This is a genomic window from Flavobacterium collinsii, assembly GCF_946903285.1.
Taxonomy (GTDB): Bacteria; Bacteroidota; Bacteroidia; order Flavobacteriales; family Flavobacteriaceae; genus Flavobacterium; species Flavobacterium collinsii.
This window is the reverse complement of record NZ_OX336425.1, coordinates 3,402,471-3,417,654: the sequence shown is the minus strand read 5'-3', so window position 1 is coordinate 3,417,654 and position 15,184 is coordinate 3,402,471. Positions and strand designations below refer to the sequence as shown.

Below are 15,184 nucleotides of genomic sequence, written 5' to 3'. Positions count from 1 at the left end.
TATACCGATTGGTATAAAATATTTTTCTATGACACCATTAAACCGAAAACTGCTTATTCTGACCGTCATATTAGCTGCCATTATGGAACTAATCGACATATCGATTGTAAATGTTGCACTTTCTCACATGAGCGGAAATCTGGGCGCTACACTTGAAGACACCTCGTGGGTGATTACGGCTTATGCCATTGCTAATGTAATTATAATACCCATTACGAGCTTTCTAAGCGCCAATCTCGGTCGACGCAAGTATTATATTGGTTCTGTTGTTTTGTTTACGTTCTGCTCTTTTATGTGCGGGCATTCGTCTAACATCTGGATGCTCGTCTTTTTCAGATTCTTTCAGGGAATTGGAGGCGGCGCCTTATTATCAATCTCACAAGTTGTGGTTTTCGAACTTTTCCCCAAAGACAAACAATCGACAGCCGGAGCTCTATTTGGAGCCGGAATTTTCATCGGTCCCACTATCGGCCCTACATTGGGCGGTTACATAACCGAAAATTACGATTGGCCCTGGATTTTCCTCATCAATGTTCCGATTGGAATTCTCGTAATGATCTCCTGTTACTTTTTGTTGCAGGAACCTCCTGTAAAACCGGAAATTACTAAGGTCGACTGGACTGGTATCGCTTTACTTGCCATAGGAGTTGGTACTTTACAAACAGTTCTCGAAAGAGGCGAAGTCGAAGATTGGTTTGAAACCCGCTACATCGTCGTTCTTACTATTATTGCCGTCACAAGTCTGCTATTTTTTATTTATTGGGAACTTACGATCGAAAAGCCTGTAGTAAATCTTCGGGTACTCAAAAGTAAATCTTTAAGTATTGCTGCAGTCCTAACTTTTGTAACCGGATTTGGTATGTTTATTTCCATCTATATCAGTCCGGTTGTCGCACAGCGTTTATTGAGTTTTTCCCCTTACCAAACCGGATTACTTCTATTGCCAGGGGCGCTTTTTGCCTTACTGGCCTTAAAAATGTGCGGAACCTTACTGCAAAAAGGCGTTTCGCCGGTACTTATTATCGCAGCCGGATTTCTTTTGTTTATTTATTTCAACTGGAGAATGTCCGGAATGACTTTAAATACCAGTGCTGCTGAAGTAGCAACTTCCCTAATTTTTCGTGCGTTGGGCATGGCTTTACTTACGGTTCCACTTACCATGCTGGCCGTCTCCTCTTTAGAAGACAGAGATGTTGGTCAGGGCGCCGCTTTGAATAATATGATGCGGCAACTGGGCGGTTCTTTTGGTGTTTCGATTATCAATACGTATGTCGCACATCGATTTGCAGCACACCGAAACGAACTAATTTCGACTGTTACCCCAGACAACACTATTGCAATGGACCGGATAAATGCCTACATCAGGTATTTTCAAAGCAAAGGTTTTGCTTATAACGAAGCTAAGTTTAAAGCACTCAGACTTATGGAAAATGTCGTTTTAAGACAATCTTCTTTATTGAGCTATCGAGATGCTTTTTTTCTTGTTGGATTGTTTTTTGTGATAACCCTGCCCTTACTTTTGTTTGTAATGAATAAATCAAAAAAGAGAAAAACCGACCTCATTCTCTCCGATCATTAGGCAGAGCTTTCTTTCTGATAAACAAGCCGATAAAATCATTCTATAAAATTTAGAATCATTCTATTGCCTCTCTTTTAACAAATCACTTTGTTTTGGTGTAATTTTATATTGAAATTAACCTTAAAGTAAAACACAGCTAATAATATGAGTGTTATTAAAGATGAAAATAAGCTTATTAGCACCATTAAACGCGTTGATCAGAAAATCGACAAACTTAATGACCAAAAGATTATTGCCTTTTTTGAAGCCCTTGGACTGACAGAAAGAGCAGATGTGCCTAAAAATTTTCTGGAATGGGAGACAATTCTTATCGTTGTCCCGGATCGACATATTTCTCACGAATTAAAGTATTACAAATACTCTATCGCGAGGCTTTCATTTGTAACCAATCCAAATGCCACTGAAATTCATGCTTTTGATTTTAATGAATGGAAAAAAGTCACTCAGAATAAAACACAATTTCAAATTAGAGAATTTCTAAAAAACAATTTTGGCGGTGTTCGAAATCATGCAGACAGATTGAATTAAGTTCATTTCAGCTTCAGGCCATCATCTAAATAATAAAACCTTTGTCAAAATACAGAATTGACAAAGGTTTTATTTTTAAAGTTCTATCTGTTTTGGAAATATTGCTCTGAAAGAGCTTCAGCAACAGGATGGTGTGCAGCACCATCAATAACGATAACAAATATCGATTACGCCCTGAAAGGGCATAAGCTTACGCGCAAAAAGTTGGTCTTATATCATTTTGAATTATATTTTACAAAAGAGCGGTTTGTTCTTTATTGAAAATTATAATATATAGTTTGCTTTTGCCCTTTCAGGGCAATTCTGCACCTTAATCCAATTCATAGTGCTGCGCACGATGCTGTTTCTTTTGGGCTTTCAGCCCTTTCTTCCTAACTTTTGTTCTTGATTAGTTCTATCACCAATCTCTTTTAATTTCAAAAATCCTGAGAAACTTTTTCTCTAATTTCTTCCGTTTTCTTTCTTCTTTCCATCTGGAATAGAAAATGGTAAAAAGTAAAAACAAATTCACAATACTAGAAGCTCTCCTAAGCCCTTTTGCAAATAGAACAAAAAACAAGTTAATTACAATTATAGCAACTATAGGTGAATATTTCACCCAGAACAATTGAATTTTACTATTTGGCTCAATCGTATAATCTACTTTAAGTCTGTTATCAACATTTTTGTAGCTTCCTTTTACAACATAACAAGTGGGAGATGTTGCCGAATTTATGGTCAAACGAAAACTTTTATCATCAAAAAGACCGTAAAAAGGCTTTAATTCGCCAAATCTCGGAAATATTCTCAAGTGGCTGAATTTTATTTTCAAAGAACCAATTTCGGTATTGTTTTTTAATCTTGCCCTAAATTCAGCTATACTTAATTTCGATTCCATTCAATCCATTTTATATTCTTTCCGCATACACTCTTTCTCAAAACAATACTATTCTCAAAGCTTTTATTTTTACTGAGCAGTAAGCAAACTTTTCAGCATTTCATTCAACGCATTTCCATGAATGTTTTTGGCCAGTATGATTCCGTTTTTATCAATCAGAAAGTTTAAAGGGACCGACTGAAGCATGTAATCGCTTGCAGCAGGGGAATTCCAGTACTTTAAGTCACTTACTTGTGTCCAGGTCAATTTTTGCTTTGCAATGGCTCCTAACCAAAGCGCTTTTTTCGTGTCCATTGAAACGCCGTAAATAGAAAACTTTCCGGAATAGGTGTTGTACAACTTTAGCAATTCGGGCTGCTCTTTAATACAGGGACCGCACCACGATGCCCAAAAGTCGACCAAAACAAGCTCTCCTCTTAAAGAAGAAAGTACAATGTTATTTCCTTTTGTATCCGGTAAATCAATTTCGGGAGCAATGTCGCCAATATCAGTCCCTACAACCTGAGCTTTCGAACTCATGACAACACAGCATAGGAAACCTAAAATAAGTAGTTTTTTTTTCATAATCATTATGGATAAATTTGGGGTTATTATCTTTAAATAGTCTCTCAAAAACCGAAGAATCACAGAATATTTCCTTTTAAAAATTCTGCAACCTGAGCCAAGAAAGTAAAAACAAATATAAATACTTCTGCTACAAATTATCTCCCCTGCTCTTAAAATTATGCTAAATAACTTTCTTTAAATTGGTATATCGGGAAAAGTCGATATATTTGCCTTATGGAATCTATAGAAATCTTTAAAGCATTGTCAAACAAGTCCAGATTACAAATGTTGGAATGGTTAAAAGAACCCGAAATTAACTTTCCGGATCAGCTCCAACATTCAGGATTTGAACATGGAGTTTGCGTAGGCCAGATACAGGCCAAAGCCGGACTTACGCAATCCACAGTATCCGAATACCTGTCTATTTTACAACGCGCCGGATTTATCGAGGCAAAGCGCGTTGGACAATGGACTTATTATAAACGCAACGAAGGTGCCTTTGAAGCACTTAGTAAATTAATTCAATCTAATTTGTAAATTAATATGAGTACAAACAACCTGTTTTCGCCATTTAACTTAAAAACGTTAAATCTTAAAAACCGAATCGTAATGGCGCCTATGACGCGCTCATTTTCTCCAAACGGAGTTCCAACTGACGAAGTGGCTTCTTACTACCAAAAAAGAGCTGAGGGGGAAGTTGGTTTAATATTATCCGAAGGAACTGTTATTGACAGACCTTCGTCTTCAAACGACGCAAATGTTCCTCATTTTTATGGCAATGAAGCCTTAAACGGATGGAAAAAAGTAATTGAAGAAGTTCATAATGTCGGTGGTCAGATGGGGCCGCAAATCTGGCATATGGGAATTATGGACAACCATCATTCAGGCTGGGTTCCACCAGTACCTTTTGAAGGACCGTCAGGCTTAAACCGACCTGATTTTAGCAACGGAAACACCATGTCGGAAAAGGATATTGAAGATACGATTATTGCTTTTGGAAAAGCAGCTGCCGATGCCAAAAGATTAGGCTTTGATACCATAGAAATTCATGGTGCACACGGTTATTTAATTGACCAGTTCTTTAGAGCCGAAACCAATTTACGTACTGATCTTTACGGTGGAAAAACATTACCGGAACGCAGCCGCTTTGCTATTGAAGTCGTAAAAGAAATCAGAAGACAAGTAGGCAACGATTTTGCCGTTATTATGAGATTTTCTCAGTTTAAACCTTCTGATTACAATTATAAACTGGCTAAAAATCCACAGGAATTAGAGGCCTGGCTTAACCCTATCGTTGATGCAGGAGTAGATATTTTACACTGTTCTCAACGTCGTTTCTGGGAACCTGAATTTGAAGAATCTGATTTGAATTTTGCAGGCTGGGCTAAAAAAGTTACCGGAGCACCAACTATTACAGTAGGTTCTGTTGGACTTTCAAGTGATTTCTTTGGTGCTTTTGCAGGAGAAAGTTCTGAGCCAACTTCTTTAGAAGAATTAAACAGACGTTTCGACAGAGGAGATTTTGATTTGGTTGCAGTAGGAAGACCTCTTTTATCTGACCCTAAATGGGTTGCAAAAATAAAAGCAGGTCATACGGATCAATTAAAAGGTTTTAGCAAAGAAGCTTTAGGACAATTGGTTTTAGAGTAATTTTAGGGACAAAGGTTCAAAGGGACAAAGTTGCAAAGGTTTTACCTCTTTGTCACTTTGAACTTCTTTTTAAAAACTCTTATAAATAAAAAAGGGATGAAAACAGTACTGTTTTCATCCCTTTTTTGATTTAGTTCAAAGGTTTTGCCTCTGTCCCTTTGAACCTTTGCCCCTTTGAACCTCCTCTTAAGAAACTTTTCTTTTTTGAAACTTATTCTGAAGCCAGTTGCGAACAGGTTCGTCATAAAATTTCAGACACAGGTAAGCGATTACAATGCTCGAAATTACAATACCTATTCCGATCCCATAACCATCCTTTAACGGGATTTTATTTTCGAACACCCACGCCATATAGCAATAAATTAGCGGATAGTGTATAATGTAAATTGGATACGAAATATCCCCTAAAGCTTTACAGATTTTAAGCGAAAGTGGATTTTTGATCTCCCCTCCTGCTCCTATAGCCACGATTAACGGAAACAGCAAAATGATACAAACTGACTCATACAAGCCATTCATCCACAAACTGTTTTCATCACCAAGCCTCGGGATGCTAAAAATAACTATAATCAAAACGCTGCAAACCCAAAAGGCACCTTTGATATGAATCAGTTTTCCCAAACGGGAAAGTAAAACTCCGGCAAAGAAAGGATACAGCAAACGGGTAAATCCAACATATAATTCCTGCATCGTTAGGGACCAACCGCCAATAACATCCCCTTTAGGACCAAAAACGGTATAATGAATAATCATTCCGGCAAAAATCAATACCAAAAAACCCAGCACTTTATTTGAAAATTTACGAAAGAATAGCGCATACAGGATATTGGCAATATATTCGAAGAAAAGAGACCATGCCGGCCCGTTAAGCGGAAATGTTTCGCCCCAGCCTCTAATTTCCATTGATGGCGGAAGCGGTATCAGTACAAAACCGGCCAGCATCACCAAAATTAGTTTCCAGACTGGCATAGTCGCAATTTGAGGAAAAGCGACATTCGAGGCCTGAAGGTAATACAGCAGTGCTCCAATGACCATTCCCATAATAACCATGGGCTGTAAACGGATTAAACGTCGTTTGTAAAATTCCCATTGCGACATTTTCTCCCAGCGATCGTCGTAGGCATACGCTACCACGAATCCTGATAAAAGAAAAAAGAAATCGACAGCCAGATAACCATGATTCATAAGCTGTTTAAATCGGCTTCCTTCATTAAAAGCTTCGAAGGCGTGAAAAATAACGACTAAAATTGCGGCTACCCCACGTAAGCCGTCTAAAATTTCATAATGTTTTTTGGGTTTAATTTCGATTGAACTTGAATTCATAAAATAGTTTTGGTTGTTAAAAGGTTAGATAATTTTTTAGTATAAGCTAAAATAACGATATTTCCCTAACAGGCTGGCGGATTGAAGCTTGTAATCCTAAAGAAAGTCTGGTTATTTGTTACAATAATTACAGTAAATCCTAATAGGATAAGAAAAATCCTTTCTTCATTCATTTCCAGCTGAAATTTGGAATTTGAATTCTTAGAAAATTGGTTTTTAGCTTTACTATTCCTGGTTCTTCTTAAGCCATTCCAGTCTGCGTTGGTCCGGTAAATGGGTTACTTTAAAATTTTCAAATCTGGCTTCAAAACCTTTTCCATCAGGTGATGCAGCCATCAGTCCTACCATAACCGGAGTATTGTCCTGCAAAGGCGCATTTCTGGTCAAAATATAGTTTTTATCATCATATGAAAAGAAGACTTCGACGGCGTCCAGTCTTCTCACCACTTTTATCCATACAAATGGTGGTGCTTTCTCTAAAGTGGTTACACTCCAATCGCTTTTATCGTGTGTGACAACGGTGCTTATATTAAATTTTCCATCCACGAATTCAACTCCGGTTTTGATGTAATTTTTTTCATCTATACGAAGCATGAGTCCCATTTGATCAAAGCGGGCGATATAATTACCGGTTAACTTTACTTTGGCTTCAAACTCTCCGCCGTAAGTAGCATAATAAAACGGTGCGTCGTCTACAGTAAAACCATAATGTGAAATGCGCCAATAATCACTATTCGCTGTGACATTCATGATCAAAGCATTGTTTTTAACTTCCCATTTTTCAGGTTCGTTAAACCATTGCATTTTGTTCAGGCTTTGTGCCGAAAGACTTTGTGTTAAAAATAAGGTGATGACACCTAGTATGGCTTTTTTCATAGTAGTTTTTTAAATAATAGACTTTTTATTTAACGTATTGGTATAATTCATTTTTAACACATAGTGACATAGATTCTATATCTAATAAAAAAGGCGTTTCCCATCCTTTAAATGCGTGTAGTTTTTCTATGTGAAGAAATATGTTTCTATTTTTTTCTCTTCTTACAGCCAAAATCTATATTTCTATGTGTTATTTTTTTCATAATTCCCCACAACAGAGTTCATAAAAGTAAAGCCACAAGTTTTTACACTTGCAGCTTTACAACCAACCAATTTTGGAAACATGAAATTATTGAAGTGAGAAACTCACTTTAGATTTTATAGCTGTAGAAGATGCTCCAATGATGGCTTCAAAAGCTCCCGCTTCAGCTACCCAGTCGTGTTTTTTATCATCAAAAAAGCTAAGTGCTGTTTTATCGATGGTAAAAGTCACTGTTTTTTCTTCTCCCGCCTGAAGCGAAATTTTCTCGAAGCCTTTTAATTCCTTAATCGGACGCGGTAATGAAGATTTTAAATCGCTGATGTAAAGTTGAACTACTTCTGAACCTTCCCTTGTTCCGGTATTTTTAACTTTTACCGAAAAAGTAATCTGATCTCCCGCTCCCATTTGTTTTTTGTCGGCTGTCACTTTTCCATATTGAAAAGTAGTATAACTCAAACCATGGCCAAAAGAGAATAATGGTTTTGCTTTTTGTTTGTCGGCCCAACGGTACCCTACAAAAATGCTTTCTTTGTATGTTACGTCATCTCCGCCCGGAAATTCACCTAATGCATGAGCTCCGTTATCTGATAATTTTACCGGAAAAGTAAACGACAATTTCCCTGAAGGATTGACATCTCCTACCAAAACAGCCGCTAAAGCATTTCCGGCTTCTGTACCTAAGAACCAACCTTGTACAATTCCAGGAACTTCTTTTACCCATGGCATTGCCACTGCATTTCCTGAAATATTTACAAAAACGATATTTTTATTTACTTTAATCAATTCTGCTATCAACTGATCCTGACCATAAGATAAACCTAAATCCAGACGGTCGTAACCTTCTGCATCTTGTTTGTCACTTTTATTTGTACCTCCTATAAAAAGAACTACATCGGCTGCTGCAGCTATTTTTAAAGCCTCAGCGGTTAACTCGGCAGGAGAACGTTTGTCTTCAAGACTTACTTTTGCTATTACTCCATTATAGTTACTTGTTGGATCACCAACATATCCGCGGGCATAAACGATCTCTGCCTGGTTGCCAATTCTTTTCTTCAATCCTTCAAGAGGAGTGATTTCGTATCTCGCTTTCAATGAAGAACTTCCTCCTCCAACAGTCATCATTTTGATCGCATTTTCTCCAATCACCGCAATTTTCTTTGTTTTAGCAAGATTGATTGGTAAAATGTTATTGTTGTTTTGAAGCAACACAATTCCTTCTTCAGCAATTTTCAAACCTGCTTTGGCGTGTTCCTCTGTTCCAAAAGAACCAAAAGGTCTGTTTTTATCCATTGTGGTTAAAAATGACAAACGTAAAATACGACGCACCTTTTCGTCTAATTCTTTTGTCCCTACTTCGCCTTTTGCAATCATAGTTGAATAGGGTTTGGCCAAAAAGTAATTGTCATAAGCATTACTGGTTCCCCATGAAAGTCCGTTTGTCCAGGAACCAAATTCCATATCCAAACCATTATAAATCGCTTGTTTAGTATCATGTACTCCACCCCAGTCAGACACTACAACTCCTTTGAAACCCCATTCTTTTCGAAGAATGTCGTTTAGTAAAAACTCATTATGACAGCAGTGTTGCCCTTTGTATTTATTATACGCCCCCATAATTGCCCAGGCATCTCCTTCCTGAACAGCAGCTTTAAAAGCCGGTAAATAAATTTCATATAAAGCACGGTCATCAACGATTACATTAACTGTGTTACGCCCTATTTCCTGATTGTTTAAAGCGAAATGCTTAACACAGGCTGCCACTCCGTTTGCTTGTACTCCTTTAATGTAAGGAACAACCATTTTTGAAGTTAGGAAAGGATCCTCTCCCATGTATTCGAAATTACGACCGTTTAGAGGTGATCTGTAGATGTTAACTCCTGGTCCTAATAGTACATTTTTGTTACGGTAACGTGCTTCTTCTCCTATTGATTTCCCGTACAACGAAGATAACTCTTTGTTCCATGTCGCAGAAAGTGCAGTTAGAGCCGGAAAAGCAATACAGGAATCATTGGTCCATCCTGCCTGATCCCACTCGTCCCATAAAACCTCGGTACGAATTCCATGTGGTCCGTCAGTCATCCAATTTTCCGGAATTCCCAAACGCGGTACACCCGGTGAACTGAATTTTGACTGTGCATGTATCATGGCAATTTTTTCATCAATTGTCATTCTCGCAAGCGCATCCTCTACGCGCTCATTAATCGATTTTTTATCATCTAAATAAACTGGAATTTTATGCTGTGCACTCACACCAACAGCACCCAGCAATAGTAAAACAACAATTGTTTTAACGTTTTTAAACATAACTATAAATTTATTAAAGCATTTAATGTACAATCTAAAGAAAGTAGAAGTAGTATCTTTCTTTTTAAGAATAGTGTAAAGCTAAAACGTTATAGTTCGTGTTGGATTTTTAAATGGAAAAAAGTAGTGGAATAAAAAGCTAAATACCTGAAAAACAAATAGTTAAACAAAATAAAAAGCAAAAAAAAGTAGTGGTTTTAAATGTTTTTTTTAAAGTTTCAATGATATTAAGCCAATTTTCATGACCATTTCTTCAAAATCATTTCGGGAAACTGCGGCTTTATTTCGTGCTCTGGTTCGGTAATTGTAAATCGTGCTCAAAGAGTAACGCAAAAATGCTGCAATTTTCACACTGTCGGTAATCCCTAAGCGAATCAAAGCAAAAATTCGAAGCTCTGTATTCATGAGTTCACCTTGCTTTAAAACGATCTGTTCTTCCTGAATTAAAAGCGCGTTAAAATCTTTTACGAAAGTGGGATACAAATTCAGAAAGATGATATCGAAGTTCTTGTATAGTTCTTCCAGTTCGTTATCGACCAGAGTGGTTGATTTTAATATTTTATAAATTTCATCAAACTGTTTGGCTGTTGCTTTTTTATTTAAAGTAATACGGTAATTTTCTAGTTTATTGATGTACGTTGAACAAAGACTGAAAAAATGTGCAATATATTCCTCTTTAACATGGTTAGATTCCGATAATTGAGCATTTCGTTCCTGCAACTGATTGTTGGTTTCCGTAATATCTTTATTTAATTCCGCTAATTTTTGACTTGTAATATAAAGTTCTCCCCTGATGCGCGATACTTTTTTCATTTGTTTGTAAACGTAAATGACCGCCACAATCAAAAATACCGACAACAGGCTGATGCATAAAAGATACAATTGAAGTTCTGTTTTTCTTTTGGCCTCTTTCTCCAGGTAAACGGTGTTAATAATCGAATAGAGTTCGGACATCAGCAGTGTGCGAAACTGAACATTGCAATACAAAGTGTCTTCAATAGCCGATTGGGTAAGTTTGTAAGCCATATCGACATCGTCGGCTTCATAAAAAATTAAAGCCAGTTCCTGAAGTGAAGCATTGTCCTTGTTTGCGGTTTTTAAATCAGAAGTAGCGGAAAGGGCGTAGTATTTTTTTCGGAGCTCCAGTCGCTGCGTTTTTTTATAGATCGTTGCCAAAAGATAAGTCATCATAGCATATTGCGGATGGTCTTCCTTTGCATTTTTTAGTAAATCCAACAGCTGTTTTTCAGCTACAGCAAACTTTTTCTCCGACATGTCCTGTTGAATTCTGGTAATCTGATAGTTGAATGTAGAAGGATCCAAAACATTAAGCAGCGAATCACGGTATTTTATAATTTGCTCAATGTATTTTATATCATAGCTATTGGCAGCATAATGTTCCAAAAACTCGCGATAGGCGGTATAATAGTTAGGAAGCAGTTTTTTAGGCAATTCCTTTTTAGGAATGCTTTTCAAAATAGCTTCAGATTCGCGGTATTTTCCCGATGAAGAATACAGGGTTACCAATTGAAGATTGGCCAAATTTAATAAATCGGAATTTTGAAGTTCTTGGGCAATCTTCAGGTTCTTTTTGACATATAAAATAGCCGAATCGGAATTGAATTTTAAGTATTGAGTGTACAAACTTTTGTTGTAATTGTACTCCTGCTCTTTCGTTAAATCATCGGATTTGATTTTTTTGAAATTTAGAATGCGTTCTTCTCTGAGACGAACATAATATCCTTTGTTTTTTAAAGCTTCATTCAGCTTTTCGATAATACCATCTGTACTGTCCAATGAATAAACGGGACTTCCTAAAAGAACGAACAGAAAAAACAATAAATAATTTTTCAAACCGATTTGGAATATAATGAGACTTGCAAATATAAGAAAGTGTAAATAGAAAAATGAATTATTTAGAAGTCCTAAACTTTAGCTTTTATGTTAAAAAAGAAAAGGCAAAAAACACCAGCACCCATTCTCGATTGGATTTTCGTAAATTTGTTTGCACTTCATTTTTTCTAACTTAAATAATACACCAATGCCACACTTTGTTATTGATTGCTCAGAAAATGTAATTCGACTAAAATCTGCAGACGATATTATGCAAGAGGTTTACCATACAGCCTTAGCCACTAATCTTTTTGTTCCTACTGATATCAAGGTTCGTATCAATCCCTTCACCTATTACAACAATGGAAATTCTTCAGACGATTTTATCCACGTCTTCGGCTACATTCTGGAAGGCCGAAATACTGACCAAAAAGCAGCCTTATCAAAAGCAATTGTCACTAAACTAAACGAAATACTTCCTGAAGTCCCTATTATTTCGATCAATATTATTGATTTTGAAAAAGCCAGTTACGTTAATAAAGCTATGGTTTAAAAACACTTCTAGCCACATAGTGATATAACAGAAGTAATAACAAAATTTTCTTGTTACATCAAAACATAATACCAACAAATTAAAAAACAAACACTTAACACTTAAAAAAAGCTACAACTTTAAAAAAGTTAGCCATGAATTCACGAATTTCTTTAAACCATACAGATTAGAAAAAATTCGTGAATTCGTGGCTATTTATTACATACTCTTTACTCTTTACTCTTTACTCTTTACTCTTTACTCTTTACTCTTTACTCTTCACTCTTCACTCTACTAAACCGCAATTGGTGCTGCCAGACAACTCTCCGGAATATCAAAAGCATTAACCAAAGCCACTGCATCTGGCCGGATATCCCAACAAAGCTGATTGACTATTTTACGAATTGCTTTAGTTTTAACCGCTTCCATGTAGCCATCTTCAAGGTACCAGGCTCTGTTTTTTTCTAATTGTGCCAGCGCGTACAACTGGTTAAGTTTTGTCAGTATTTCTTTTGTCTTAGTATCTTCTATGGATTGAATTGCCAATTGGAATTGTTCCAGTACTACTCGCTCTAAATAAGCCTGAGCAACATCGATCATTTGATGCTGTACTACATTAAAAGCATCATAAGGTTCTAAACCACCATCAACAAGTTTTTTGATACGACGTGCCGCTGAGGCTAGAATTGTTTTTTCTCTGTGAATAAAAGCCTGCAAATGAAAGTCTGCGTCCAACAAATGTTCCTCATCCGTTTTTCTGGTGGCAATTGGGTTTTTCTCTGTAAGTGCCGTTTTTGCATTTTCATACACATAATTGATAATCCCTAACGAGCCCATTTCTCCGAAAGATTTTCTGAATTCTGAGAGCCTGTTTTTCGCTACCAGTTGCATTAGAACAGTATTATCACCTTCAAAAGTGGTATAAATTTCGGTATCATTTTTCAAAGCATCGATGCGGTTCTCAGATAAATATCCCTTTCCACCACAGGCTTCGCGGCATTCCTGCAGTATATCTCTTGTACTCCAGGTCGAATAGGATTTCATTCCTGCGGCCAATGCTTCAATTTCCTGCATTTCATCTTCAGTTCTGTTTAAAAACCGATTAGTGAGGTACTGCAGCGCAAAATGCACAGCATATGTTTTTGCTAATGGAGGAATCAATCTACGCTGGTGCATTCTGTAGTTCAGAATCGGAACTTCTGACCCGCCTTCAGGTCCAAACTGTCTGCGCTGATCGCTGTATCGAATAGCAATTGTCAGTCCGGATTTGGCTGCCGCCAACGCTGAACGGGGAATCCCAATGCGACCGCCCACCAAAGTCCCCAACATGGTAAAAAAACGTCTGTTGTCACTCGGAATCGGGCTTTCAAATTCCCCTTTGTCATTTACAGAGGCGAAACGATCCAGCATATTTTCTTTTGGAATCACTACCTGATCGAAACTAATAGTTCCGTTATCTACTCCATTCAAACCCATCTTATGTCCGCAATCTCCAATCGTAACTCCTTTTAGTACAGTTCCGTTGGCATCTCTTAATGGAACAACAAATGCATTTACACCATAATCGTGACCGTCGATGATCAGTTTTGCGAAAACAGTTGCCATCTGACCATGAACTGCGGCATTACCGATATACTCCTTCTGCGCATTTTTATTTGGGGTATGAATAGTAAAAGTTTGATTGCTGTGCGAATAAGTTGCGGTTGTTTCTAATCCTTTTACATTAGAACCGTGATGTGTTTCGGTCATGGCAAAACAACCCGGTATTTTTAGCGTTCCAATATCTTTTAAGTATTTAGCATAATGTTTTTCGGTACCTAATGACTGAACACTCATGCCCCAAAGCCCAAACTGAACGCCAAATTTGATGACTAAACTCAAATCATGGTAACTTAGGGTTTCCATAATCGCAAAATAATCGGCTATGTTTTCTCCACCGCCATATTGCTTGGGGTATGCCATATTGCCCAGATTCTCTCCTGCCAGTATCTTGCACCAGTTGTAGACCGTCTGACGATATACATGAATATCTGTCGACGTTTCATAAGCAAATTCAGGTCTTGAAATCACCGATTTTACCCGATTGATGATAGCAGCTTCCTTACCATTTAGAAGCGCTGTGATCTTTTGAATATCAAAATCGCTGTTGGTCTGAGAGTTTGCGGTAAAGGAATTCGCTTTTGTTTTAAAGTTTTGAAGCGCTTCTTCGCCTAAAATTCCAAGATCATTTTCTAATTGAACAAAACTTGTTTTTAAGCTGGAAATATCCAAGTCTTTTTCGGAAAGAGCAACGGCAATATCAAAAATCGATCTTATATCTTCTTTGTTCTGAATGCCTTTCTCGATATCCAATTTCCATTGTGCGAGTTCATTTCGCGAAGGCGGATTTGAAATATCAACTCTTGAAAGTAATTCTTGCTTCTCTTCCGGCGAAAGCCATATAAGGTTATCGATAAATTTCTGAATGGTAACAAACTCTTTTTGAGTCAGTAAATCATCAGACCATACTAAATAAAACAACGGGATAAAGGCATGCAGTTTGGTATTTTTCATAAAACATGGGTTTTAGGTGCCGTTAAGTGCTTTTTTTACCACAAATTACACCACAGTAAATCTCTTTTTTTATCAGTTTCGATTCCTACAATCAGTACAAAATGTGTAATCTCTTTTTTACACAGTATTTTGCATAAAAAAACAGAAATGAAAATACTCATTCCTATTTACATATCTTGTTAAGATTGTGGTAATTTTAATTTTGTTTTGGAAAATTGCAATACAAAATAAGAGAATTGTTTTTCTTTGGAATTAGGCTTTTGCCCTTTCAGGGCGCAAACGATCATTCCTAATTATTCATAGTGCTTCGCACTATGCTGCAGCTGAAGCTCTTTCAGAGCGACAGTTTTCTACTACTTGCCCCCTAGAGATTATTAACCT

General features: G+C 37.1%; 12 protein-coding genes. 5 read left to right on the top strand and 7 right to left on the bottom strand.

Annotated features, from left to right (window positions below):
* Positions 1–28: 28 nt before the first annotated feature.
* Complete coding sequence (locus OGZ34_RS14215; protein ID WP_263360624.1) at positions 29–1,579, top strand: DHA2 family efflux MFS transporter permease subunit; 1,551 nt, start codon at positions 29–31, stop codon at positions 1,577–1,579.
* Positions 1,580–1,723: 144 nt separating this feature from the next.
* Positions 1,724–2,107, top strand: coding sequence for a hypothetical protein (locus tag OGZ34_RS14210; protein ID WP_173964245.1), 384 nt, complete (start codon positions 1,724–1,726; stop codon positions 2,105–2,107).
* Between the two features lie 397 nt (positions 2,108–2,504).
* Here OGZ34_RS14210 and OGZ34_RS14205 read toward each other — a convergent pair whose 3' ends face one another.
* Positions 2,505–2,984: a hypothetical protein gene (locus OGZ34_RS14205; protein WP_263360623.1), complete on the bottom strand. Its 480-nt coding sequence runs from the start codon at positions 2,982–2,984 to the stop codon at positions 2,505–2,507.
* 69 nt (positions 2,985–3,053) lie between these two features.
* A complete protein-coding gene (locus tag OGZ34_RS14200; protein WP_263360622.1) occupies positions 3,054–3,548 on the bottom strand; it encodes a TlpA family protein disulfide reductase in 495 nt (164 codons plus the stop codon).
* A 216-nt stretch (positions 3,549–3,764) separates the two neighbouring features.
* Here OGZ34_RS14200 and OGZ34_RS14195 point away from each other — a divergent pair, with 216 nt between their 5' ends.
* Together OGZ34_RS14195 and OGZ34_RS14190 are read left to right on the top strand one after the other, a co-directional pair.
* Complete coding sequence (locus OGZ34_RS14195; protein ID WP_173964248.1) at positions 3,765–4,067, top strand: ArsR/SmtB family transcription factor; 303 nt, start codon at positions 3,765–3,767, stop codon at positions 4,065–4,067.
* Between the two features lie 6 nt (positions 4,068–4,073).
* Entirely contained in the window at positions 4,074–5,180 is a 1,107-nt protein-coding gene (locus OGZ34_RS14190) for an NADH:flavin oxidoreductase (RefSeq protein WP_263360621.1), read from the top strand.
* Positions 5,181–5,366: 186 nt separating this feature from the next.
* Here the strand turns inward: OGZ34_RS14190 and OGZ34_RS14185 are convergent, their stop codons facing one another.
* The 4 genes from OGZ34_RS14185 to OGZ34_RS14170 all read right to left on the bottom strand — a co-directional run bounded on the left by OGZ34_RS14185 (position 5,367) and on the right by OGZ34_RS14170 (position 11,739).
* Complete coding sequence (locus tag OGZ34_RS14185) at positions 5,367–6,503, bottom strand: acyltransferase family protein (RefSeq protein ID WP_263360620.1); 1,137 nt, start codon at positions 6,501–6,503, stop codon at positions 5,367–5,369.
* A 225-nt stretch (positions 6,504–6,728) separates the two neighbouring features.
* Entirely contained in the window at positions 6,729–7,379 is a 651-nt protein-coding gene (locus OGZ34_RS14180) for a DUF1349 domain-containing protein (RefSeq protein WP_263360619.1), read from the bottom strand.
* 289 nt (positions 7,380–7,668) lie between these two features.
* Positions 7,669–9,885, bottom strand: coding sequence for a glycoside hydrolase family 3 C-terminal domain-containing protein (locus OGZ34_RS14175; RefSeq protein WP_263360618.1), 2,217 nt, complete (start codon positions 9,883–9,885; stop codon positions 7,669–7,671).
* Between the two features lie 210 nt (positions 9,886–10,095).
* Positions 10,096–11,739, bottom strand: coding sequence for a DUF6377 domain-containing protein (locus tag OGZ34_RS14170; RefSeq protein ID WP_263360617.1), 1,644 nt, complete (start codon positions 11,737–11,739; stop codon positions 10,096–10,098).
* Positions 11,740–11,926: 187 nt separating this feature from the next.
* Between OGZ34_RS14170 and OGZ34_RS14165 the strand changes: the two genes are divergently transcribed.
* The gene (locus tag OGZ34_RS14165; protein ID WP_263360616.1) at positions 11,927–12,271 is read left to right on the top strand and encodes a 5-carboxymethyl-2-hydroxymuconate Delta-isomerase; all 345 of its coding nucleotides are present in this window, start codon (positions 11,927–11,929) and stop codon (positions 12,269–12,271) included.
* A 273-nt stretch (positions 12,272–12,544) separates the two neighbouring features.
* Here the strand turns inward: OGZ34_RS14165 and OGZ34_RS14160 are convergent, their stop codons facing one another.
* Positions 12,545–14,803: an acyl-CoA dehydrogenase family protein gene (locus OGZ34_RS14160; RefSeq protein WP_263360615.1), complete on the bottom strand. Its 2,259-nt coding sequence runs from the start codon at positions 14,801–14,803 to the stop codon at positions 12,545–12,547.
* Between the last annotated feature and the right edge of the window lie 381 nt (positions 14,804–15,184).